Genomic DNA, 24218 nt, shown 5'->3' on the forward strand with positions numbered 1-24218 from the left:
CAACAGTGCGAGGGTGGTTTTTTGGCAGTTTTCGGTCGCATTACAGGCAGTTTTGTAGCGGGCTTGGCTTTGTGCCTGTCGCTGGTTGCATGTGGCAAAGCGCCCAATAATCCTTATGTCGAAACTGCGGAAGACAAAAAGCAGAGCACCCTTTACACCGCCTTCACGGCGCGCCCCAAGCATCTTGACCCAGCCCAGTCCTATACCTCCGACGAAGCGGAATTCACCTACCAAATTTATGAGCCGCTGTTTCAATACCATTATTTGAAGCGTCCTTATCAACTCGAACCCCTGGCTGCGGCGGCCATGCCTGTACCTGTTTATCTGGATGAAGCAGGCAATGTGTTGCCCGACGATGCGCCCTTGGATGCCGTGAAAACCAGTGTTTACACGATCGAGCTAAAACGCGGCATTCAATATCAGCCGCACCCAGCATTCGCCAAGGATGCCCAAGGCAATTTCCTGTATCACCAGTTGGGCGACGATGCCCGCAAGTACAGCAGCCCTTTGCAGTTCGAGCAGCAGGGCACACGCGAGTTAACCGCACACGACTATGTGTATGAAATCAAGCGGCTTGCCAGCTCGCGGATCGTGTCCCCAATTCTTGGGCACATGGGCGACTACGTGCAAGGCTTGGGTGAGTTGTCAAAAACCCTGCAAGAACACGACAAAGCGCTGAAAGAGAAAATTCAGAAAGAAACTGGTAGCGCTTTTCCGCCCGCCACGGCTGATTTGCCCTGGCTTGATTTGCGCCAATTCGATTTGCCCGGTGCCAAGGCGCTGGATGACCACACGCTCGAAATCCGCGTAAACGGCAAGTACCCCCAGTTTATTTACTGGTTGGCGATGCCGTTTTTTGCGCCCATCCCTTGGGAGGCTGATGCGTTTTACAGCCAAAAAGGTTTTGTAGAAAACAACCTGGTGCTGGATTGGTGGCCCGTGGGCACTGGCGCGTACATGCTGACCGAAAACGACCCGAATTCCCGAATGGTGTTGTCGCGTAACCCGAACCATCGCGGTGAGCCGTATCCTTCAGAAGGTGAGCCTGGCGACGAGGCCAAAGGCTTGTTGGCCGATGCCGGCAAAACAATGCCCTTCATTGATCGTGTGGTGTTCACCCGCGAGAAGGAGGGCATACCTTATTGGAACAAGTTTTTGCAGGGGTATTACGATACTTCCGGTGTCAGTGCGGACACGTTTGATCAGGCAATTCGTGCCAGTGCCGACGGGGATGCAGCCTTGACGCCAGAAATGGCTGAGAAAGGTATTCGACTGGAAACTTCATTGTCCACCAGCATGTTTTACCTGGGCTTTAATTGGCTAGACCCGGTGGTCGGACCAGGAAAGTCAGACGAAGAGGCGCGTCGCGCCAGGTTGCTGCGCCAAGCCATTGCAATTGCGATGGACTGGGAGGAATTTTCGCAAATTTTCACCAATGGTCGAGCGGTGCCTGCCCACGGCCCAATACCGCCTGGCCTGTTTGGTTACGAGGAAGGTGAAGCAGGTTACAACAGGCAGGTGTACAACATTGTTGACGGCGCGCCGGTACGCAAGCCGGTTGAAGACGCCTTGGCCTTGCTGAAACAGGCTGGTTACGACAACGGAATCGATCCGAAAACCGGACAACCTTTGACCTTGGCGCTCGATACGACGGGTGGTGGTCCGGGTGACAAAGCGCGCTTTGACTGGTATCGCAAACAGTTCGCAAAGCTGAATATTCAATTAGATATTCGTGCCACCGACTGGAACCGTTTTCAGGAAAAAATCCGAAAGGGAAATGCACAAATTTTCTTCCTGGGCTGGAACGCCGATTACCCCGATCCGGAAAACTTTTTGTTTTTGCTTTATGGCCCAAACAGCCGTGCAAAAACTGCAGGTGAAAATGCCTCGAACTATTCCAACGCACAGTATGACGCCATGTTTGAGCGCATGAAAACCATGCCCAACAATGAGGAGCGTGCTGCGATTATTTCGCAGATGACCGATCTGGTCCAAGACGACGTGCCTTGGTTGTTCGCATTCGTACCGCAACAGTTTGGATTGATTCACGAATGGTACGGCAACGTGAAACCCAATGATCTGGCTCGCAACAGCATCAAATACAAAACGATCGACAGCGCCAAACGTGACCAGGCCCGAAAAGAATGGAATCAGCCCGAGTGGTGGCCAATTCCAGTGTTGATGATCTCACTGGCCTTGTTCATTTGGCCCGCTTGGGCCGCCTGGAAGCGCCGTGAGCGGGCCATGGGTATTCGTGAAGATTTGGCAGTGACTGTGGCAAACCGCACAGGGGGCAAGCGCTGATGGGTAACTATTTGCTGCGCCGTGTGCTGTATGGCCTGTTGGTGTTGTTGGGGGTGAACCTGATCACCTTTGTGCTGTTTTTTCAAGTGAACAGCCCCGATGATATGGCCCGTTTGGCATTGGGTGGCAAGCGGGTTGCGCAAGAATCGATTGAGCAATGGAAGCGTGAGAAAGGGTACGACTTGCCCTTGCTGATCAACAGCGAAGCGCAAGGCACAGGCACACTCACCGAGACCATTTTCTTTCAGAAGTCGGTGCCCATGTTTGTAGGCGAGTTTGGCAGCTCTGACGATGGTCGAAACATCGCCAATGAAATTGTGAAGCGTGCAGGGCCCAGCCTGGCTTTGGCAGTTCCAGTGTTTGTACTGGGTTTGTTCCTGAATATTGTGCTGTCCCTGCTGCTGACCTTTTTCCGGGGCACTTATCTGGATTTGACCGGTGTGGTGCTGTGCGTCCTGGCCATGTCCATTTCCGGTTTGTTTTACATCATTGGCGGGCAGTACCTGTTCTCTAAAACATTGGCACTGGTTCCAATCTCGGGCTATGACTCGGGCGTGGATGCGTGGCGCTTTTTGATATTGCCGGTCATCATTGGCGTGGTCAGTGGTTTGGGTGGCGGTACGCGCTGGTACCGCACCATTTTCCTCGAGGAGATCAATAAAGACTATGTCCGCACCGCACGCGCCAAGGGATTGTCTGAAGTTCAGGTGCTTGGGCGCCATGTGTTGCGCAATGGTCTCATTCCGATTTTGACTGGTTCGGTCACGGTCATTCCTCTGCTGTTTATGGGTTCGCTGATTTCTGAATCTTTCTTCGGCATCCCGGGCTTGGGCAGCTACACCATCGAAGCCATTCAGTCCCAGGATTTTGCAATAGTGCGGGCCATGGTGTTCATTGGTTCGGTGCTTTATTTGGTGGGTTTGATTTTGACTGACATTGCTTACACCATCGCGGACCCTCGGGTTCGCCTGGCTTAAGGAGAGCGGTCGATGATGCCCACTCTTCTGCTAACGGATGTACTGATCTGGCTGCTGGTTTTTGGCGTGTTGGCGTATGTCCGCAGTGTGCTGAAAAACCCGCTTTCCCGCGCTTCCTGGGGCTTGGTGTTTCAGTCGAAAATTGCCAGCGCCAGTTTGGTGGTGCTGTTGTTGGCGGTGGTCATCACTCTGTTGGACAGTGTGCACCTGCGCCTGAATTCTGAACAGCAAAGCCGATACGCCAGCCCGATTATTTCCGTGCTTGATTTGGCTTTGGGGCCCTTGGCCTATCAGCGCGAGAAATCGTACTCAGCACCTCTGGCCACTCGCGCCCTGAGCAAGGAAAGCATGGAGGTAAATGGCAAGCCCGTTCGTGATTATGCGCGTTTGCAGTTTGGTGGCGCACATTTGAGCGATGAAAGCATGAAAGGGCAAGATTTGCTCAAGCGAGCTTATCAGGGTGCCTTGGGTGGTGCAGTGCTGTGGGCATTTTTCCTGGCAGCCTTGTGGATCATTCGCAGGGCCATTGCACAGGCGGATCATCAAAACAGCATTACCGTGTTCACGGGCAGTGGTGCCTACCAGGCAGTGGTGTGGACTCTGTTCGTGCTCTGTATTGTGGGTGGCGTGGTATGGAAGTGGGCTGAAGCCTACCACGTGCTGGGTACCGACAAAGTGGGAGTGGATGTATTTTACATTGCGCTGAAAGGCTTGCGCACCGCCATGCTGATCGGGTTACTGACTACTTTGCTTACCCTGCCGGTGGGTATCGCCATGGGCTTGGCCGCAGGTTACTTCCGTGGTTGGGTCGATGATGTCATTCAATACATCTATACCACGTTGAATTCGATTCCATCCGTGTTGCTGATTGCTGCCACGGTGCTGATGCTGCAAGTGGCGCTTGACGCCAATCCAGATGCTTTTGCCTCGTCGGTTGAGAAGGCCGACCTTCGTCTGTTTTTCCTGTGTGCCATCTTGGGTTTGACCAGCTGGACCGGCCTTGCCAGATTGATTCGTGGTGAAGTGTTGAAAATGCGTGAGCAGGACTACATTCTGGCCGCCCGAGCCAGTGGCGTGTCCAGCGCAAAAATTCTGTTCTCGCATTTGTTGCCCAATCTGATGCACCTGATCTTGATTGCCATGGTGATGGACTTTTCAGGACTGGTGTTGGCCGAGGCGGTGCTTAGTTATGTCGGCGTGGGTGTGGACCCGAGTACATTCAGTTATGGCACCATGATTAATGCAGCGCGGCTTGAGCTAAGCCGTGAGCCTATTGTGTGGTGGAGCCTTGTGGCTGCATTCGTATTCATGTTGTTGTTGGTGCTTTCAGCCAACCTGTTTGCCGATGCCGTGCGCGATGCATTTGATCCGCGTGCGCGCCAGTTGAAACAATCTTTGGTAAGGGTGTAAGCGTATGAGTTTGCTCGACATCCATGGACTAACGACTCGCTTGGCCAGTGAGGCGGGTTGGGTGCACGCGCTCGACGATATTTCTCTGGCCATTGAAAAGGGACAAACCTTCGCCTTGGTGGGTGAATCAGGTTGCGGCAAGTCAATGACAGCGCTCAGTATTGCCCGCTTGCTGCCAGACAGTGGAGCAATTGTTGCCGGGCAGGTGAAGTTGAACGACAGTGGCGCCGGTGCTGACAGCACCGATGTGCTAAGGATCAGCGAAACCGCGATGCGCACCCTGCGCGGAAAGCGCATCGCCATGATTTTTCAGGAGCCCGGTACAAGCCTGAACCCGGTGATGACTGTGGGCGATCAGCTCTGCGAGATCATCTGTTTGCACACGGGTGCCAGCAGGTCTCAGGCCTTGAATGAAGCTGAAGAGTGGCTGGGCAGGGTGGGTATTCCAGAGCCCAAAAAGCGCTTGCAGCAGTACCCCTTCGAAATGTCGGGTGGGCAAAAACAGCGAGTCATGATTGCCATGGCCCTGAGTGTCAAGCCTGACTTGCTGATTGCGGACGAACCCACCACCGCACTGGATGTGTCCATTCAGGCGCAAGTACTGGATTTGTTGAAAACTCTGCAGCGAGAGCAGGGCATGGCCATGTTGCTGATTACGCACGACTTGGCGATTGTTAAACAAATGGCGGACACGGTGGGGCTGATGTACGCTGGCCAACTCGTTGAGAAAGCAAGCACTGCTGAATTTTTTGCGGCTCCACGCCATCCTTACGCACATGCACTGGTGAAGTCTTTGCCCAGTCAGGCCCAGCGTGGGCAAGCTTTGTACGCGCTGGAAGGACGTGTACCATCTTTGGTGAATCCCAAACCAGGTTGCCGGTTTGCTGCCCGTTGTATACATGCGCAGGACACATGCAGCCAAGGCACGCCGCAATTGCTTCAAGCCACCGAGACGCATTCAGTTCGATGTTTCTACCATGCTGATTTGTCATTCTCCAAGCCGGATTCAGGCGACCTGGACAAAGCCATCGGTGTTTCTGGAGGCGCTGCCCCACGTGTCGTATTAAAAACCGTGTCCTTGTCGGTGGCTTATCCTGAGAAGGGTGGTTTTCTGCGGAAGCGCTTCAAACCTGTTTTGAACAAACTCGACATCACCTTGCTACAGGGTCGTACCGTGGCCTTGGTGGGAGAGTCGGGGTCGGGTAAAACCACGGCAGCCCGCGCCTTGCTCGGATTGTTGGGCAGCAATGCGAAAGTGGACGGCGATGTGCTGATGGACAGCAGACCGCTTCGCCAGTGGGCAGAGCGTGGACCGAACGGCTGGCGTTCTAAAATTCAGTTTGTATTCCAGGATCCCTTCGCTTCGCTGAATCCACGCCATCGCATTGCTGAAATCCTGGAGGAGCCTTTGCTGAGTTTGCGCCCTGAGATGGACTCCGTAGCTCGCAAGGCCCGAGTATTGAAAGTGATTGACCAAGTCAGCATTCCAGAGGAGGCCCTGGCCCGTTTTCCGCATGAATTCTCGGGAGGTCAACGCCAGAGAATTGCGATTGCCCGTGCCCTGGTTTCAGAGCCCAAGATATTGATTTGTGATGAACCCACTTCTGCGCTGGATGTGTCGGTCCAGGCTCAAATCTTGAATTTGCTGAAACGCTTGCAGACAGAAACGGGTGTGGCCATGTTGTTCATTACTCATAACCTGGCAGTGGTTCAGTATCTGGCAGATGAAGTGGTCGTATTAAGGCATGGGGATGTGGTCGAGCGTGGCTCTGCCGAGCAGTTGTTCGCCAACCCTCAACATGCATATACCCGTCAATTGATTGATGCAGCCCCGGTATTGTGACTCGTCAGGATTCCCAATTGCCTGGCTTTGGGGCGTGTGGAATGTTCAACTTCATACCAGGTTTGATAAGTTTTTTCTTGCTCAGGCCGTTGAGTCTTTGTAAAGATTTCACACTCACATCAAAGCGTTGGGCAATTTCTCCCAAGGTATCCCCTTTTTGTACCGTGTAACTGCGTTGGGTTTTTGGGGGCTTGTACTGTTTCAGGCTGGCCTGGATTTTTGCGCTGTATTCAACTGGCACCAGCAAGGTATTGCTGTGAGCGGCGTACAAAACCGGTTGATTCAAACCTGGATTCAGTTTGCGAATCAGTTCCAGTTCGACGCCTGCCAAACGAGCAATTTCGCGAAGATCGACATCCGAGTTACGTTTTATTTCAGCAAAGTAAGGCTTGTTTGGAAACTTGGGTAAATCCAGGCCAAAGCGTTCGGGGCTTTGAATCAGGTTTTTAAGCGCTTGAAGTTTGGGAATGTAGTGCCGTGTTTCAAGGGGTAATTCAAGGTTGTCCAAAGTGGGTTCCAGACCGGCTTCCTGCGCTTTTTTGACGGCACGAAGCACCGAACCCTCGCCCCAGTTATAAGAAAGCAAAGCCAGGTGCCAGTCGCCATGCATGTCATAAAGATAGGTAAGGTAGTCCAGTGCAGCGCGGGTAGAGGCCAATAAATCCCGTCTTTCATCAACCCACTTGTTTTGTTTCAAGTCAAACTGACGTCCCGTACTGGGAATAAACTGCCACAACCCTTCTGCAGCGGAAGGAGAGCGAGCGTGGGGATTGAACTGGCTTTCAATGAAAGGCAAGATCGCCAACTCGGAGGGCATGCCGCGTTTGGCACATTCTTGGGCAATGAAATAAATATAGGGCTCAGACCGCTGCAACATGCTCTTTACCATGCGCTTGTTTTTCAGCAAGGCGCGTTCTCGCACTTTGACTGCCTGAGTTTCCAGATCGGGTATTGAAAATCCTTTTCGAATGTCAGCCCACACATCGCCGGGCTCTTCTGAAAAGTCCAAGGTTACTAGGTCATGGGGCCCGGACATTTTCAATTCAAGCCCCGGGTTTGGCGCTACCAGGCCGAACATCTGTACCTCCTCGTTGCCGGCATTCAGTGCTAATTCTGACTGCTGCGCATTGCCCCATGCCTGATTGGGCGTCGCCACAATCCACGCCAAAATCGCAAATATTGCCCGATAACGGCCAATACTGGCCACCGTGGCAAGTTGCTTGATTCCATTTTTGAATGAGTCAGGCTGCAAAGGATTGGGTTGCCGGGCAGGGCAAAGAGCAAAATGAAAGTGCATCCTATGTTGAACTTATGTGTAGGTCAATCGAGAGTTGACCCATGCCCCAGCCCGAGTGATACCCCTTGAATTATTTCAAATCAGTATTTTTGTAAAAAAATGTTAACTGGTGATTGCGATTAGAAGTGGTCTTTTGCTTCACGTATTTGTTTGAATTCAATGGGATTTTCAGCATTGATAAACAAATTGCTGAGCCGCTCAACACCCAGTGTTGTCGGAATAGTGCTTAAGCCTTGCTCCCGAATTCTTCGGACTTCAATTTCTCGTGCTTCAATATTTTTGGAGTCGGGTGAATAGGCCCTGGCGAATCTTATGTTCGATTCAGTGTATTCATGTGCACAGAACACACGGGTATTGGCCGGGAATTGATTGAGTTTTTGAAGGGATTCAAACATTTGTTGGGCACTGCCTTCAAACAGCCGTCCGCAACCTCCAGAGAACAGGGTGTCGCCCGGAAACATCCAGACTTCGTCACTCTTCATGGTGTCTTTCAACTCAATCACGTAGGCCAGGTGGTCCACCGTGTGGCCGGGTACTTCAAATACCCGAGCGATCAGGCAATGCACATCCACCATGTCACCTTCGCGTACGGGGCGGTTGACCTGTGCAACCCGTCCACTCGCCGGGCCATACACAGGAAGGTTTTTACCAGCTTTGCTCAACAGTGCGTCGATTCCACCCACGTGGTCCATGTGATGATGGGTGACCAAAATACCGCTAAGATGGAAGCCATGTGAATCCAGAAAATCTTGAACTGACTTACTGCAACCCGGGTCTACCACCATGCAGGCCTTGCTGGGTTCATGAACAATCGCCCACAGGTAGTTGTCCTGAAAGGCCGGGATACCGTAGACCGACCAATTCGAAACTTGAGAAGACTTGAATGATTCCATCTGAACCCCTGAACGACTTGAGTACGCAACAAGCCCAAATGTTAGCACTCGATGCCTGGTTGAATACGCCAGCGGGCCGGTACTTTACAAGCCGCGAGCAGGCCTGGATTGATTCAGTGGTTCCTGATCTGTTCGGTTTCCGGGCTGTGCAATTGGGCACTCGGCTCGTGGATGGTTTGAAAGAAAGCCGGATACCCCACAAGGCCTATGTGCAGCAGGGCTTGGTGGCCAGTAAACCCGATGGTGTGGAAGTGATCACGCCCGATTGTTTTGCCGAGTTTGAAGAATTGCCTTTCGAGAGCCAGTCGCTGGACATGATTGTGCTGCCCCATGTGCTTGAATTCTCTGAGGATCCGCACCAGCTGTTGCGGGAGGTTGAGCGCGTGTTGATGCCTGAGGGAAGGGTAGTAATCACCGGTTTCAATCCAATGTCGCTGTGGGGCCTGCGCCATGCAGCGCTAAAACGTTGGGCACCTGTGTGGCCAGAAGGTTGTGAGCCTATCCATTTAAGCCGTTTGAAAGACTGGTTGAAACTGTTGTCCTGCGAACCTGAGTTTGGTCGGTTTGGTTGTTACCGTTTCCCGGCATTCACCGAAAGGGGTTTAAGTCGAATGGGCTTCATGGAGCATGCGGGTGATCGCTGGTGGCCTGTATGTGGCGCTGTCTATTTTGTTTGTGCAGTCAAAAGAGTGCGCGGCATGCGCTTGATTGGCCCGGCATTCAAAGACAAAAAGGTATCTGCACGCCAACTAAAACCCGTGGCCAATAAGGCGCTGAATAAAACACCTACAATAGGCGACCGTGGATAAGGCCAACAGGATCGAATTGTGACTGAACAAAGAATTGCCAACGTCGTGATGTATGCCGACGGGGCTTGCAAGGGTAACCCGGGGCCTGGCGGCTGGGGGGTGTTCCTGCAATCGGGTGATCATGCCAAAGAATTGTGTGGTGGTGAATTGAACACCACCAACAACCGCATGGAATTGACTGCTGTCATCGAAGGGTTGAATGCTTTAAAAAAGCGTTGCAGTATCGACGTGTACACCGATTCGCAGTACGTGCGTAAAGGTGTACTGGAGTGGATGCCAAAGTGGAAGATGAACGGCTGGAAAACATCGGACAAGAAACCGGTGAAGAATGCCGATTTGTGGCAAATACTTGATGAAGCCAGCGTACGGCACTTGGTGCGATGGCATTGGGTGAAGGGCCATTCTGGCAACCCTGGCAACGAAAAGGCGGATGCCCTTGCAAACCTGGGCGTAGAAAAGGCGATGAAACAATGAGATATGTAGTACTGGATACAGAAACAACCGGCCTTGAAGTCAGGCAGGGCCACCGCATCATCGAAATTGGTTGCATTGAGGTCAATGGTCGGCAGGTGACCGACCATCATTTTCACCAGTACATCAATCCGGAGCGCGAGGTTGATGAGGGTGCATTCCAGGTGCACGGAATTTCCGATGAAATGTTGGCAGACAAGCCGAAATTCAAGCAAATTGCCAAAGACTTTCTTGATTTTGTGCAGGGCAGTACCCTGATCATTCACAACGCATCATTTGATATTGGCTTTCTGGATGGTGAACTTGAACGCTTGGGCTTGGGCAAGATGGCCGACTATGTCGAAGGCGTGATTGATTCACTGGGCATGGCGCGTGAAATGTTTCCGGGCAAACGCAACAACCTGGATGCGTTGTGCGACCGGCTGGGTGTCAACAATGCTCACCGCCAGTTGCACGGGGCGCTGCTGGACTCGCAAATTCTGGCGGAAGTCTATTTGGCGATGACCCGCGGGCAGGATAGCCTGGTGATCGATCTGAATGCGCATCACGACGACGATGGTGTAGAACGAATCAAACTGGGTGCTTTGAATCTGCCAGAGCCTGAACCCAGCGAAGAGGAGCTGGCCTTGCATGTGGCTTACCTTGCAGACATCGAGAAAGCGGCGAAAGCCCCTAGCGTATGGAGCAAAATCAGCCAGCCAGCTGACGAACAAGCGGTTTAAGGAGGTTTGCCATGAAAAAGGCAATTGCATGGGGTTTGGGTATTGTGGTGGGCGTGCCAGTGGTATTGGCGGCTACCGCAGCAATCTTGGTGAATACCATTGACCAGCAGGCCTTGCTGAACAAAGCCACTGCGGTTGTCAAAGAAAAGCAGCAACGTGACTTGGCCTTCACCGGCCCTGTTCAGCTCAAGTGGTTCCCGTCAATTGGTGCCGATTTGACGGGTGTCACCCTTTCTGAATTCCAAAGTACCGATCAATTTTTGAAGGCTGACAAAGTCAGTATTTCACTGGCCTTGTTGCCGCTGCTAAGTTCAGAGGTGGTGGTTGACGCGGTACAAGCCAGTGGTGTCACCGTGAATGTGGTGAAAAATGCCGATGGCAAGTTCAACTTTGATGATTTGAGCAATCCTGAGAATAAAGATGTATCCCAAGCTGAGCCTGAGCCAAATCCACAAGCCGATCAGCAGGCACTGAATTTTTCAGTGGATTCGGTTGCGCTTGAAAACCTGAATGTGACTTACGTCGACAAGCAGACGGGCCTGGAGGCCTCACTGAACAACTTCGCCATGCAAAGTGGTCGTATAGAGCCAGGTGTACCTACTGAGATTGAGTTGAACGGCAATGTGAAGGCCAACAAGCCGCAAGCCGATTTGAACATCAACTTGAATACCCGCCTTGAGTTTGGATTGGGTGAAAATCTGTATGCGAACTTTGAGAACCTGAAGTTTGCTGTGTTGGGCCAACTGGATCAGCAACAGGCCGATGTGAATGTGCAGGCCAGTACCCTGAATGTGAACCCGAATACCTTGGAGTTGAAAGCACAGTCGCTGGATGCCAAAGCCAAAGGCCAACTTCCGAACGTAGGTGCATTCGACGTCAGCCTGAGCTCGCCTTCTCTCGAACTCAGCGACACTGTGGCGCGTGGTGAGGCATTTAACTTCAAGGCTGACTTGAAGCAGCCCACGCGCAGTATCAATGCCACACTCGATTTAACCGGTTTGCAGGGCAACTTGAAGCAGGCGGTGTCTGCTGCCTTGACCACCACCCTGAACATGGTGGAAGGCGAGCGCACCGTGAATTTGCAGCTGGCCAGCCCCATGAGCTTGAACATGAAAAGCCAATTGATTGAGTTGGCAGCTTTGACAGGTCAACTGGATGTGAAAGACCCGGCATTACCAAAAAAACAGGCCAGCATGCCTTTGGCAGGGCGCTTGGCGGTGAACAACACGGAAAAAACTGCTGAGCTGGATTTGAACTCGAAATTTGAGGCCACCAGTTTTGATTTGAAAGCGGCCGTGAAGAATTTTGCCAAACCGGCGATCACCGCTGTATTGAATGCCGACAAGCTGGACATTGATGCCTTGCTGCCACCCAAGAAAAACACAGGCACCGAGACCACGGCAAGTTCGGGTGAGCAAGCCAAAGACACGCCTGTTGACCTGAGCCCGTTGCGTCACTTGAATCTGGATGTGACCGCCAACATTGGCGAACTGAAAGTGTCGAATATTCAAGCCCAGCAATTGAAAACAAAGGCAGTGGCGCGAGGTGGCAAGCTGACGATCTCGCCGCTGGATGCAAAACTGTACGGAGGTTCGACCACAGGTTTAATCACAGCGGATGCGAATACTCAAACCGTGACCGTGAACCAGAACATGACCAGCGTACAAATTCAACCAGTGATCAAGGCGCTGCTGGACAAAGACATGTTGGAAGGCAAAGGCAATGTGGGTATCAATATTCGAACCACAGGCAATACGGTGAATCAGATGAAAGCGGCTTTGGATGGCAAGGTTTCGGTGAGTCTTCAAGATGGTGCCATCAAAGGGATCAACCTGGCCGAGAGGTTCAGAAATGCAAAGTCGCTGTTAAGCAGTGGCAGTAACTCCACTCAAAAAACCGACACCACCCAGAAAACCGATTTCAGCTCAATGGCAGTCAGTTTTGACATTGCCAATGGCGTGGCCACTTCGAATGATTTGAATGTGATGGCTCCGCTGTTTCGAATTGGAGGTGCTGGGCAGGTGAATCTGGTCAAGAACAGCCTGGATTATCTGGCGCGAGCCTCAATCGTAGCCACCAGCACAGGGCAGGGCGGTAAAACGCTGGATTCTGGCTTGAATGGGGTCACCGTACCCGTTCGTTTGTACGGTCCGTTCACCGGGGTGCAATGGGAATTGCAGTTCAAGGATTTGGCCAAAGAAGCGGCCAAAGCCAAATTGCAGCCCAAAATTGATGAGAAAAAAGAAGAGTTGAAGGGCAAGGCTGAGGAAAAGGTAAAAGATGCATTGAAAGGTTTCCTCAATCGCTGAGTTGCGCCGACAAACCAACAAAAAAAGGGGGGGCATGGGGCTAAGTGCTTTGTGAGCCAATAGTTTGCTAACATCAAGGCAAATTATTTCTACAACGGTGCCCCTGTGTCTGAACCCGCTGACTTGCCAGTCATTGAGCTAAGTTACGCCATTGAGCTTTTGTCCAAAAAGCTCGAAATTCAGTCCGCCGAAGCTGAACAGTTAATTCGACTGGCAAAGCTGGTGCGCTTGCCTCGCGGCCAAACTTTGTTTGAACAAGGTCAGCCTAGCCATCATTTTTATCTCCTGTTGCAAGGTCAGTTAAAAGGGCAGCGTTTTCGCCCTGATGGTTTTCAAGACTTGACCCTTTCTTTTTTCCCGGGAGAAATGATCGGCGAGCTTGGTTTTTTTGATCAAGCCCCACGCACACTTTCAATCTCTGCTCGCAGAGACAGCGTATTACTTGAAATCGACCAAACTGCGCTCGAGAAGTTTGGTGAGTTCAGTCGCTCGGTTTATCACCACCTGATCCGAATGCTGGTATCCCGTTTCAAGCGTGAACTTGGCTACAGTGGCCCCTTGAAGCAACACCAGTTCATTTTGTTTCAATCGTTTGTTCGCCCCGAGGGTTTGGGCACCCAGGCGGTTGAAGGCTTTCAGTCCGCCATGGCCCGGCATTGTGAGTTGCGACGCTGGAAACAGCTTGGTGAAGTAACCCCGCCGAGTTCTGTCAGTGCCAAAGACTGGGTGGTTGAAATGATTGAGACAGAACCTCTGGAAGCATTGGACGATCGTCTGATTGAAGAACTTGATTGCATGGTGGTCATGCTTTGCGCAAGCACCTTGAACGATTCGCGCAGTTGCGAGTTGCTGAAAGCGCAGTTGAAAAGCGCCGACGACGATTTGCCGGTTTGGTTTGTACTGGTGCATGAAGCGGCTTGGGTTGAGCAATCGGTGGTGGAGAGAATACGAAGTACTTTTGGCGGCGGTTTCAAGCTGTTGCATGTACGGCGTGGTCACCACTCTGACAACGCGCGCGTGGCACGGCATGTTTTGGGCCTCACCCTGGGCTTGGTACTGGGTGGTGGCGGTGCCCGTGGATTTGCACATGCCGGCTTTTTTCAGGCCCTCGAAGAGGCAGGTGTTGTAGTCGACTCAGTCGGCGGCACCTCCATGGGGGCTTTGGTGGGCGCACTCATTTCCTCCGGGCGCTCAGCGGCAGAGGTTAGCAAGGCGCTCGCCATCAGTTTCAAGAAAGGTTTGCCATTCAAACTGACAGACTACTGGATACCCAAACATGGCTTTGTGAAAAGCAAGGCTGTCGACGAGGTGTATCAAAAAGCATTTGGTGATTCGTTAATTGAGGACCAGCCGATTCCGTTTTTCGCCATCAGTTGCAATTTGACGACGGGTAACCAGTTCCTGTTTGAACAAGGCCCGTTGTGGAAGGCTGTGCGCGCCAGTACTTCCATCCCGGTATTTTTTGAGCCATTCATGGCGGGCAGGCAGGTCATGGTGGATGGCGCCTTGGTGAACAACGTACCGGTCGATTGCATGCGTGCCCGTGGTGCACGAAAAATTCTGACTGTCGATGTGGGTCTTGAAGAAGACATCACCGCGCACATGGTCAATGACAGCAGTGTACAAATGCCCACCATGATGAAATCGCTCATGCGCGTCATAGAACTGGGTGGTATTGAGAAGTCACGGCAGGCCAAAGTGATCAGTGACCTGTATGTTCAACCCTCCATTGAAAAAATCGGATTGATGGAGTTTGAGCGAAGAGAAGAGATCGTTGCCTTGGGTTACGAGGCAGGGCGTCAGGCAATTCCGGATATACTGGGCTTGCTTCACAAAACTACATAACAACGCAGTCGTCATTCTTACGAGGCTTTGATGCAAAAACACTCTACGGTAGAGGTGTTGGGTTGCAGCGGCAGTATCGGTATTCCCGGACAAGGAACAACTAGCTTTCTGATCGACAGCGATATTTTGATCGATGCGGGCACAGGCCTGTGCGAACTTGATTTCGCCCGTCTCGAGCAAATTGAGCATGTATTGATTACCCATTCCCACCTGGACCACATTTGCGGTCTGCCCTTTTTGATCGACACGGTGGGTGTGGGGCGCAAACGCCCACTGCGTGTTTACGCCACCCTCCCCACAATCAGGGCCTTGCAGCAACATATTTTCAATGAGGAAATATGGCCTGATTTCTCGAAAATTCCTACGGCAGAGAACCCGGTTCTGGAATATGTAGAGATACAACCGGAACAGGAACTGCTGTTCGGAGAACGCCGAATTACCACAGTGGAGGTGGATCACACCGTTCCAGCCGTGGGTGTTTTTTTGATTACACCCACCGGGGGTTGGTGCTTCTCCGGAGATACGCACCAAACAGACCGGTTATTCACTCTTATCAACCAGGCAAAAAAAGGTAGATTATTTCTTTATCGAGGCTGCTTTTCCTGACAAAGAAAAATGGCTTGCAGATTTGGCCAAGCATTTGTGTCCAAGTTTGTTGTTTGGTGAGCTTCAAAAATTAAACGCAGCATGTGAAATCTGGATTAGTCACCTAAAACCCAGAGAGCACGACCAGATTCAAAAAGAGTTACAGCAGTATCCGGGAAGCCAGCCGCTGCGCATTCTATCGGCCGGAATGATTTTTAACATTTAACGGTTACACCACATTTCTATGAAATTCAAACTTTCCGCAGTCGCCTGTGCAGTGGTGCTGTTGGTCAATTCGCATTTGCAGTTCGCACATGCGCAAACCCCGGCTGAAAGCACGTCAAGTTCCATGTCCAGTGGCGACGAATATCAGGAACCCAGTTTTACAGTATCTGGTTTTGAAGTGGTGGGCCCCGAACTGGTGCCTCGTGCGCAGGTGATGTCTGTACTGGGCGGCTTTTCAGGCCGGGAAATTACTTTTTCCGATTTGCGAACTGCCACATCCGCTGTTGAGCAATTGCACGCCGAGGCGGGTTATGAAGTGGTTCGCGTACTGATTCCTGAACAGGAAATCAAGCCTGGCGAACGGCTTAAACTGCAAATTGTTGACGCGCGGCTGGATGTGATCACCGTGGCTGGTAATGACTATTTCACCGCGGAGTCGATTCAGGAAAGCCTGGTGGTGCTGAAACCGGGTGCCTTGATCAACACCGTGGACATGGATAAAAACCTGCGTTTGATCAATGACAACCCGGCGAAAATTGTGCGGGTACGCCTGGAGCCGAGTAACAAACCGGGCCTGGTGGATGCCAAAGTGCAGGTGTCGGATCAAAACCCTCTGGCAGCGTACCTGACACTGGACAATTCGGGTACCAATGCCACGGGTGATTTTCGGATGGGTTTGGCCCTGCAACACAACAATGCGTTCAACAGGGGGCACATGGCCTCGTTTCAATACGTGACTTCGCCTGGGCGGTGGTCAGATGTTGAAGTGTTTGCACTGAATTACAAAGTACCGTTCTACAGCGTGAGTTCCATGCTTGAAATGGCCTACAGCGACTCGAATGTAGATGCAGGCAACCTCAGCGTCGGAGCCAGTACCGTGTCGGTAGCCGGCGCCGGTACCACAGCTGCGATTCGTTGGGTGAAGCTGCTGGATCGTTTGGGCGGGTTCGACGCACGGCTTACCTTTTCTCACGAAATCAAGGAATTTGTGAGTCAAGTTCAATTGAACGGTTTTGGCCCAAGTTTGGTGCCTGAGCTGGAGAGCAGACCCGTTGGCGTGTCGTATTCACTCTCCGAGGCATTTGATTCTCGGCAACGTGCTTTTCAGATTGGATATTTCAAAAATTACGTCACGGGTGGCAACAATTCGACCGCCCAGTACCAAATGACCAACCCGGCTGCTGAAGCCAATTTCGACGTGATTCGAGCCAATGCGAGTTGGTCAGAGCAGGTCATGCCCGGCTGGCGCCTGACTGCGCAGCTGGATGCGCAACACACCGATTACTCACTGATTCCCGGTGAACAATTTGGTGCGGGGGGAGTGTATTCAGTGCGCGGTTTCGAGGAACGGGTGATTTCCGCAGACCGGGGAACCCGACAGTCACTTGAATTGATGGGGCCGAACGTCAGCAAAAGTTTCGGCAACTTGTTTGAACGTTTGCAGTTTGTCGGTTTTGTTGATGCGGCGCAGTTGAAATTCAACAACCCTGTGTTTGGCTCCCCAGTTGAGCCGCACCTCATGTCTTATGGTGTGGGTGCCCGTTTTGCCTTCTCGCCCAAGCATCAATTCCGAGTTGACCTGGCCAAGGTTGTGTCAGGTGTGCCTATTCAACCGCATGGTGACGTCATGTTGCACGTCACATTTGCCACTTCTCTGTAAGGAAAGACACCATGAAATCCAATCGTCTTTCGAGCCTTGGTGCAAATACACAGTTTCGGCGTAAAGCGGTGGCCTTGGGTGTTGCCATGGCCATAGCCAGTTCGGCTTATGCCAATCCCACTGGAATGTCGGTGGTTGCAGGGCAGGCCACCGCGCAAACCATGGGTAATCTGATGCAAATTACCAATACGCCAGGTGCCATTTTGAATTGGCAACAGTTCAATATTGATGTTGGGCAAACCACTCAGTTTATTCAACAGAATGCGGCCAGCCAGGTTTTTAACCGCGTTACCGGTGGTGATGTGTCCCAAATTCTTGGCACGTTGCAAAGCAACGGGCAAGTATTTTTGATCAACCCGGCGGGCGTGTTTTTTGGTCAGGGCGCTGTGGTGGATACCGCAGGCTTTTTGGCCAGTACACTCGCAGCGTCTGACACCGATTTGTTGAACGGACATTTGCGTTTCAAGGATTCCACGGGAACAGCGGGCAACATCGTCAACCAGGGCTCATTGACCACGCATTCGGGTGGCTCCATTGTTCTATTGGCCCCCAGTATTGAAAACAGCGGCATTATTCATGCCGATGGCGAGGTTTTGTTGGCTGCTGGTCATAGTGTGACCATTGTGGACATGAAGCATCCCACCATTGGTTTGACCGTTGCTTCCAAGAGCGGCGACAAAGCTGTGAACCTGGGTCAAATCATCAGTAAAAATGCCTCCCTGTTTTCGCACTTGATCAAAAACAGCGGTGTGGTTGAAGCCACCGGCGCCCAGGTGGGCGAGGGCGGTGTTGTTCGGTTCATCGCCCAAGGCGATGCATTGGTGGGTGGGCAGGTTCTTGCCGAAAGTACCCAGGGCCAAGGTGGTGAAATTGACATCACCGGCCAACGCGTGGCGGTGCTGAGCGGTGCCCGCATTTCTGCGGATGGCGCCACAGGCGGCGGCACAGTGCATGTGGGCGGTGGCTGGAAAGGGCAAGATGACAGCTTGGCGAATTCGCAGCAAACGGTGGTGCAGGCCAATACGCATATTTCTGCGAATGCCACAGTCAACGGCAACGGTGGTGAGGTGGTGGTGTGGGCCGACGGGCACACGGCCGTTGATTCTGAAGTGCAAGCCAAGGGTGGCGCACTGGGGGGAAATGGTGGTCGGGTAGAAACCTCGGGCAAGCAAAGCCTGGCAGTGAATGTGGCTGCGAACACCTCGGCAGCCAAGGGTGAGGCAGGGCAGTGGTTGATTGATCCCGCCAATTTGACGATTGTGGATCAAATTCCTCAAGGTGGTTTTAATCTGGAGAACAGCTCTCAAAGCCCGTTTTTTTCTACTGACGATATCTCGTCAACCTTCTCGCCGACTGAGTCATTTCTCTTGAACAGTACCGTAGTGGATGGTTTGGAAAACAACGGTTTTGTACAAATTTATACCACTGGTACGCAACCAGGCGACGGTAATTTGACCATTGCTGCGCCCATTTTGATTGATCAAAACAACTCTCAATTCACTGGAATTAATCCAGAACTGTTTTTGGAAGCCAAGGGCGAAATCAATATTGATGCTGCCGTGGGTCTGATGCCCGGCCAGCTGGCCTTTGAAGGTTTTGATTTGTTCCTGAGTTATGACATCGCCAAACCGGTGTATGTGGATGCTCCGCTTTACTTGGGTAACAGTGGCAACTTGATTTTGTCACCTTACGATGTTGGTACAGCCTTGCCCACCAACACCACGGGTCAGTTGCCACTCGACGGCGTGAATTTGTTGTCGGGAATGAACACAGGCTCAAGCAGCCCTTTGGCACTCAACCGAATCACTGTAACCAGCGCAGTGGCCACGGATCCGATGACCCAGCAAAGTTATATTGTCAGTCCGGAGAAAACAGTAAAACTCAATGTACTAGGTGCAAACCTTCAGGTGAATCAATTAAGCCTGTTTGGAAGTGAGGTAACCCCTGCCACTGACATTCGCGTTGGCGTAGACAATTTTGAGTTGCCAACACCCATTCAAGGGAATTTGCAGTACAACTCTCTGGACGCGAATAGCTTGACCGTAGAGGCAGGCAGTAATGTGTCAACTTTCACGCTATTTGATCCGGAATTGTCATTTGATTTAAATCCAAATACCAGTTTGAATCGCCTGATCTCCAGTGGTACGGTCAATTTCAACGGTGGCTTCAACGACATTGTCGAGATTGACACCAATGCAGGTACTTTGAATTTTTCAAACAGCGCCGGCAGCAGCAGTTCTCCTTTTGGCTTCTACCAAATTGGCGATATTGATGCAGGTACGGGTAGCACCATTAACCTGGTGGGCTCCAGTTTGTACTATCAGAAAGCAATCCTCAACGGCACATTCAACATGATGTCCAACGAGTTTGGCTCATCCTCTTTCCTGAGTGCGATTGATACTGATTTAAACGGAAGTTTCAACTTTGGCCCGGGTTTCAACAACGCCAGTTTCCAGGCGTTGGGCATGGGCGCCAATTCGAGAATTAACCTGTCAGCAGGTTCTTTTCTTGAATTAGGGCGTGCTTTCAATTCTTCATCTTCAGGACCAAGTGTTACTCCCATGGTTCCGGAAAAGCAGCCTGGTGCCTATATTTCCAGTACCCAAGGACAGTTTGTGGCCCAACAGGGTGCGCGTATTGTCATGAACGGCGCCGCCACGGATGACTTTATTCACTCCATGCCGCCGCTGCAAACCAGCGAGTCTTCAAGCTTTTCCTCTGGAGGGGCAGTAGTTGACATCACCGGCCTGGATGGGCGTCTGGAGGCACCGGTGACCATTGAAGTCAATGGTTTCTTGAATTCCATCCAAACCAGCACCGAGAACTTCGACCTCAACTCAGAGGTCAGCATGTCAACTCCCATCAACACCATGGTGATTCAGTCTGCAAACATTCAAGTCAACGCCGGAGGCGACGGACGCTCTCTCAGAATCGGCGAGGTACAGTTCTCGCAGCCGCTGAATACCGATTTTGAACCTGTTGTTGATCTGGATTTCAACGGCTCGCTTACCGTAAACAGTGGCCGCGTGCGCCTGGAGGGCAAGAACCTGTCCACCGTAGACGGTACCCTGAATGTGAACGGTGCAAATTCCACCCTGGCCTTGTCCGGCAATTTCACTTCTGCAGATTTGTACGATGTAAACCGCAGCAATGGCGGTCGCCTTGCAGCCGAGGGCGTTTGGGACAACAGTCTGGTTAACTCCGGCAACGCTGCAACTTCAGCGCCGCTGAGCAAAGGGAATATTTTGGTTGGCGATGATTTGGTGGTCACCGGTGGTTTACTGACCAGTGCTGGCACCAGCAATTCAATCAATATTGCGCCGGACAGTTTTCTGGAGTTGCGTAACACCGAGGTAAGCACAACCATCAATGTATCGCCAACCGGCGTGGTCTTGTTGGCCACCCAAGATGGAAATGGCGCACCAGTCACGCCCGCTGTATTGAGTGGAGCCACGATCAATATGGGCGGCGATGCATTCCTGATTGTGGAAACAGATGCTCAGGGTGTGGCCAATTTGAATGGCACCGCAACCATCAGTTCAGGTGCACAAGGTAACTTGATTATTGCGGGCCGACGAGCGTATGACCCAATGGCCACGGATTCGATTCCAGATTCAATGACCCTGAATGTTGGCAGCGGTATTCGTTTGAATGTCACGGGCAATGCCGCCAGTTTGCCCCCGGCTTTGCAGCTGTTTTATGGTGCGTCGACACCGCAAGCGCGCCCTGTGTTCCTGGTAGGCCAACTGACACCCGAAGCCGTTGCTTTGGCAGAGTATGAGGATTTTGACGGTTTCTCCACGCCCGTCACCACTGTGTTGAGCGGATTTGCCAATCCGTCTTTTGTGATTGATGGCAACCCCGACCCTTTGTCCGATGGCTTGAGCTGTTCAGTGTCTGATTTCTGTGTGAAATTCGATGTGGCACAAAACGTCAATTATGCTGGGATGGTCATGACTTCATTGGGTGCTCCCACACCCACATTGACCAACAGCGGCGTGGCATTTGCGCCTGGGGCGAATTTGACTGGCCTGCAGTATGCCTTTCAAAGTATTGATGAAATTCAATTCATGATGGGTTTGAATATCTTGACTGCTGCAGATATTCAAAGTGGCAGACGAATTGTCAATGGTGCTTCTTCCACGGTTCGTTTGGGTGCAAACCAATCCAATGAAACCATCAGCAACAACATTGAGAACAACGGTTTGCTTGAGCTTCAGGGGAATTACACATTCAGTGGATTGCTTTCTGGCACAGGCACTTTGAACAACAGTGGTGTTCTGGCCTTGAACAACAACACGGGTAGTGTGATTCAAAACAACATCATCAACAGCGGCACCATTAATAATTCCGGCACCTACACACTGGCCAGTGTTGTGTCCGGTACGGGTTTGTTCAACAACACCGGCGCACTGAATATAACCGGGTCGGGCCTGTTTGGTAACAGCATTGTCAATGGTGGATCATCAGGTGTACTCGCATTTTCCGGTGGACCCACTCAGGACATCTATTTTGGTGGTAATTTCCAGAACAGCTCGTCAGTCCTGTTCGATGGGGCTTTGTACACTTTTGATACAGGTTACAGTCAATCCGCAGGCAATCTCACTGTCCAGCCAGGCACTCAATTGGTGGGCAATATCAACATCAATGGTGGTGCCCTGCGTGGATTTGCAAATATCACGGGTAATTTGAATGCACAGGGTGGTCGAATTGTGCCGGGCGCATCTCCCGGCTTGATGACCGTGAGTGGTGACTTGAACCTGGATGCGAACAGCATTGTCGACATTGAGATTGCAAGTAATGGAGGCGTGCAGGGTACCGATTTTGACTGCATCATTGTGCAAGGCAATGCCAACCTGGCGGGTCAATTGAATTTGATTGATATTTCAGGTGGTACGCTGGTTGCAGGCAGTCAATACGCTTTCCTGGAGGCCAATACCATCAATGGAACGTTTGGCGGTATTGCCAGCTCTCCTGCGAGTTCAGCATACACATTCTCTTCACCAGTGATTGCGAACACCACGAATGGTCAGCAGTTACCCATTCAGCAAATGAGTACTTCAACAGTGGCTGTAAGTTCACCGCCACCTGTCACACCTCAGCCTACATCGCCCACAAGTCCAACCTCGTTGACACAGAGCACGGGTACAAATAGCACTGCGGTAGGTCAAAACCTCAATCAGGCATTTACACCCACGTCGACCTCATCGACATCAACAACTTCGTCCGGCACCAGTGGCACGCAAAGTACCTCCACGCAGCAAGAGGAGCAAGCTGTCGAGGTGGCGAATCAAAATACTGCCGGTACCACAATCTCTCAGCAGTCCAATGACATTGAGTTGAAGACCACACAAAGTGATCCTCAGCGGGCTTCGGCGGTGTGCAAATGAGGACCAACAACATGCGCAAACTATTGGCCTTGGGTTTTCTCGCTTTGAGCTTTGTTGACACCAACATGGCGTTGGCTCAAAACATTCAACCGAAAGACCTTGCCGCTCCTGCGGGAGCACAATCGGCCAGCCAGCCTGCCAAACCGGTGGTGGGTACTATCAAAGTAGTGACTGGCTTGGTCAATTTACAAACTGCGGAGGGCAAGAATAAATTCGCCAGTGCGGGCACCAAGTTGAATGTGGGCGATGTCATCAACACACAGGCAAAAAGCACCACGGTGCTGGAGTTTGTGGACACCACGCAGGTGGCATTGCGCCCAAATACGCGCTTTGTGGTTGAAAACTATGAATATCAACCCGAGCAACCCATAGCCGACAAAGCCGAATTCAAACTCGTCAAAGGGGGGTTGCGCACACTCACTGGGTTGATTGGCAAACGTGGCAGTGCAGACGCTTTTTCAATGAAAAGTGAAACAGCCACGATTGGTATCCGGGGAACTGACTTCACGGCCCGAATTTGTAAAGGCAATGAATGTACTCGCCTGGCCAAGGGCGAGTCTGACAAAGCCACCGCCACAAATACTTCCACGGCTGATGTGGCGGGGCGTATTTCCCAACTGACTGGCGAATTATTTGCGGTGTCGGTTGAGGGCAAGCGACGCGCTTTGCAAAAAGGATCAGCTGTATTTGCGGGAGAAACCATCGATGTGTCGGAAGGTGGGTTTGCCGTGCTCAGTATGGCCGATTCCACCCGCCTCACTCTGCCAGGCGGCAGCTCCATGCAAGTGGCAGCCTATCGATACGCACCCGCTTCACCACAAACCTCAGTGGCCTCGTTCAAGTTGCTCAAAGGGGCGGTGCGTGCGGTAACCGGTGCCATTGCCAAAGCCGAACCCAACAACGTGAAGTTTTTTACTGAAACCGCGACGGTGGGTATTCGAGGCACAGCAATTGATATCTCATGTACATCAGTGAATGGTGGCTTAGTGGTGTGCTCGGGCGGAGCCAACCTGACGGTTGAGCTTCGTGACGGGCAAATTATTGTCACTTCGGGCAATTTAAATTCAGTGATCAATGCAGGGCAATCGGCGGTTATTCCTGCGGGCAACGTGAATATTCAAGTCATCAATTCATTGGCCAATGTGCTGGGCAATGTGCCCAATGCCGGCCCACTACCTGAAACCACGCCTGCAAACTTTGAAACCCTATCGTCTACGCCGGTTCAGTCATTGACGCAGGGTGGTGGTTCTTCAGATGAGGGTTCTCAACTGTTTGTTGCTGTGAACGACGGCACCATCGTCATTACCAACTCCAATCAGGCTCCGCTTGAAGTCAATCGGGGTGAGGGTGCCTTTGTACAAACATTGAGTAACCTGCCTCCGCAATTGCTGACTGCACCGCCCGATGTCATTGTTCAAGACATCACCTTGTCTGCCCCGCCATTCTCGGCACCGCAGTGTGCGCCTTGATGGTAGTTG

Annotated in this window: 15 protein-coding genes; 13 read left to right on the plus strand and 2 right to left on the minus strand. The window is 51.9% G+C overall.

Features of this window, described 5'->3' with window-relative positions; genetic code table 11:
* Positions 1 to 21 precede the first annotated feature (21 nt).
* The 4 genes from A0129_RS06095 to A0129_RS06110 are packed head-to-tail and all read left to right on the plus strand — an operon-like array spanning position 22 to position 6534.
* A complete protein-coding gene (locus A0129_RS06095; RefSeq protein ID WP_291713340.1) occupies positions 22 to 2304 on the plus strand; it encodes an ABC transporter substrate-binding protein in 2283 nt (760 codons plus the stop codon).
* Positions 2304 to 3281 (plus strand): ABC transporter permease, encoded by a 978-nt coding sequence (locus A0129_RS06100; protein ID WP_291713341.1) that lies wholly within the window; start codon positions 2304 to 2306, stop codon positions 3279 to 3281. Before A0129_RS06095 ends, A0129_RS06100 begins: the two co-directional genes overlap by 1 nt.
* A 12-nt stretch (positions 3282 to 3293) precedes the next feature.
* Positions 3294 to 4691, plus strand: coding sequence for an ABC transporter permease (locus A0129_RS06105; RefSeq protein ID WP_291713343.1), 1398 nt, complete (start codon positions 3294 to 3296; stop codon positions 4689 to 4691).
* Between the two features lie 4 nt (positions 4692 to 4695).
* Complete coding sequence (locus A0129_RS06110) at positions 4696 to 6534, plus strand: ABC transporter ATP-binding protein (RefSeq protein WP_291713345.1); 1839 nt, start codon at positions 4696 to 4698, stop codon at positions 6532 to 6534.
* 4 nt (positions 6535 to 6538) lie between these two features.
* Here the strand turns inward: A0129_RS06110 and A0129_RS06115 are convergent, their stop codons facing one another.
* Both A0129_RS06115 and gloB read right to left on the minus strand, forming a co-directional pair.
* On the minus strand, positions 6539 to 7786 hold the full coding sequence (locus A0129_RS06115) for a transglycosylase SLT domain-containing protein (RefSeq protein WP_291713347.1): 1248 nt from the start codon (positions 7784 to 7786) through the stop codon (positions 6539 to 6541).
* A 164-nt stretch (positions 7787 to 7950) separates the two neighbouring features.
* A complete protein-coding gene (gloB, locus tag A0129_RS06120; RefSeq protein WP_291713349.1) occupies positions 7951 to 8724 on the minus strand; it encodes a hydroxyacylglutathione hydrolase in 774 nt (257 codons plus the stop codon).
* Between gloB and A0129_RS06125 the strand changes: the two genes are divergently transcribed.
* The 9 genes from A0129_RS06125 to A0129_RS06165 all read left to right on the plus strand — a co-directional run bounded on the left by A0129_RS06125 (position 8715) and on the right by A0129_RS06165 (position 24209).
* Positions 8715 to 9533, plus strand: coding sequence for a class I SAM-dependent methyltransferase (locus A0129_RS06125; RefSeq protein WP_291713351.1), 819 nt, complete (start codon positions 8715 to 8717; stop codon positions 9531 to 9533). The genes gloB and A0129_RS06125 overlap by 10 nt on opposite strands.
* A gap of 33 nt (positions 9534 to 9566) precedes the next feature.
* On the plus strand, positions 9567 to 10007 hold the full coding sequence (rnhA, locus tag A0129_RS06130; protein ID WP_291713367.1) for a ribonuclease HI: 441 nt from the start codon (positions 9567 to 9569) through the stop codon (positions 10005 to 10007).
* Positions 10004 to 10726 carry a DNA polymerase III subunit epsilon gene (dnaQ, locus tag A0129_RS06135; protein ID WP_291713353.1) on the plus strand — a complete coding sequence of 241 codons (723 nt, stop codon included), beginning with the start codon at positions 10004 to 10006 and terminating at the stop codon, positions 10724 to 10726. The genes rnhA and dnaQ overlap by 4 nt, the downstream gene beginning before the upstream one ends.
* Before the next feature lie 11 nt (positions 10727 to 10737).
* Positions 10738 to 13035 (plus strand): AsmA family protein, encoded by a 2298-nt coding sequence (locus A0129_RS06140; RefSeq protein ID WP_291713355.1) that lies wholly within the window; start codon positions 10738 to 10740, stop codon positions 13033 to 13035.
* Between the two features lie 105 nt (positions 13036 to 13140).
* Positions 13141 to 14880, plus strand: a complete 1740-nt coding sequence (locus tag A0129_RS06145; protein WP_291713357.1) for a patatin-like phospholipase family protein — start codon at positions 13141 to 13143, stop codon at positions 14878 to 14880.
* 30 nt (positions 14881 to 14910) lie between these two features.
* Positions 14911 to 15486: a 3',5'-cyclic-nucleotide phosphodiesterase gene (locus A0129_RS06150; protein WP_291713359.1), complete on the plus strand. Its 576-nt coding sequence runs from the start codon at positions 14911 to 14913 to the stop codon at positions 15484 to 15486.
* 223 nt (positions 15487 to 15709) lie between these two features.
* The gene (locus A0129_RS06155) at positions 15710 to 17350 is read left to right on the plus strand and encodes a ShlB/FhaC/HecB family hemolysin secretion/activation protein (protein ID WP_291713361.1); all 1641 of its coding nucleotides are present in this window, start codon (positions 15710 to 15712) and stop codon (positions 17348 to 17350) included.
* 11 nt (positions 17351 to 17361) lie between these two features.
* Positions 17362 to 22740, plus strand: a complete 5379-nt coding sequence (locus A0129_RS06160) for a filamentous hemagglutinin N-terminal domain-containing protein (protein WP_291713363.1) — start codon at positions 17362 to 17364, stop codon at positions 22738 to 22740.
* Positions 22741 to 22751: 11 nt separating this feature from the next.
* A complete protein-coding gene (locus A0129_RS06165; protein ID WP_291713365.1) occupies positions 22752 to 24209 on the plus strand; it encodes a FecR domain-containing protein in 1458 nt (485 codons plus the stop codon).
* Positions 24210 to 24218 lie beyond the last annotated feature (9 nt).

This window comes from Limnobacter sp. CACIAM 66H1 (assembly GCF_001601825.1).
GTDB lineage: Bacteria > Pseudomonadota > Gammaproteobacteria > Burkholderiales > Burkholderiaceae_B > Limnobacter.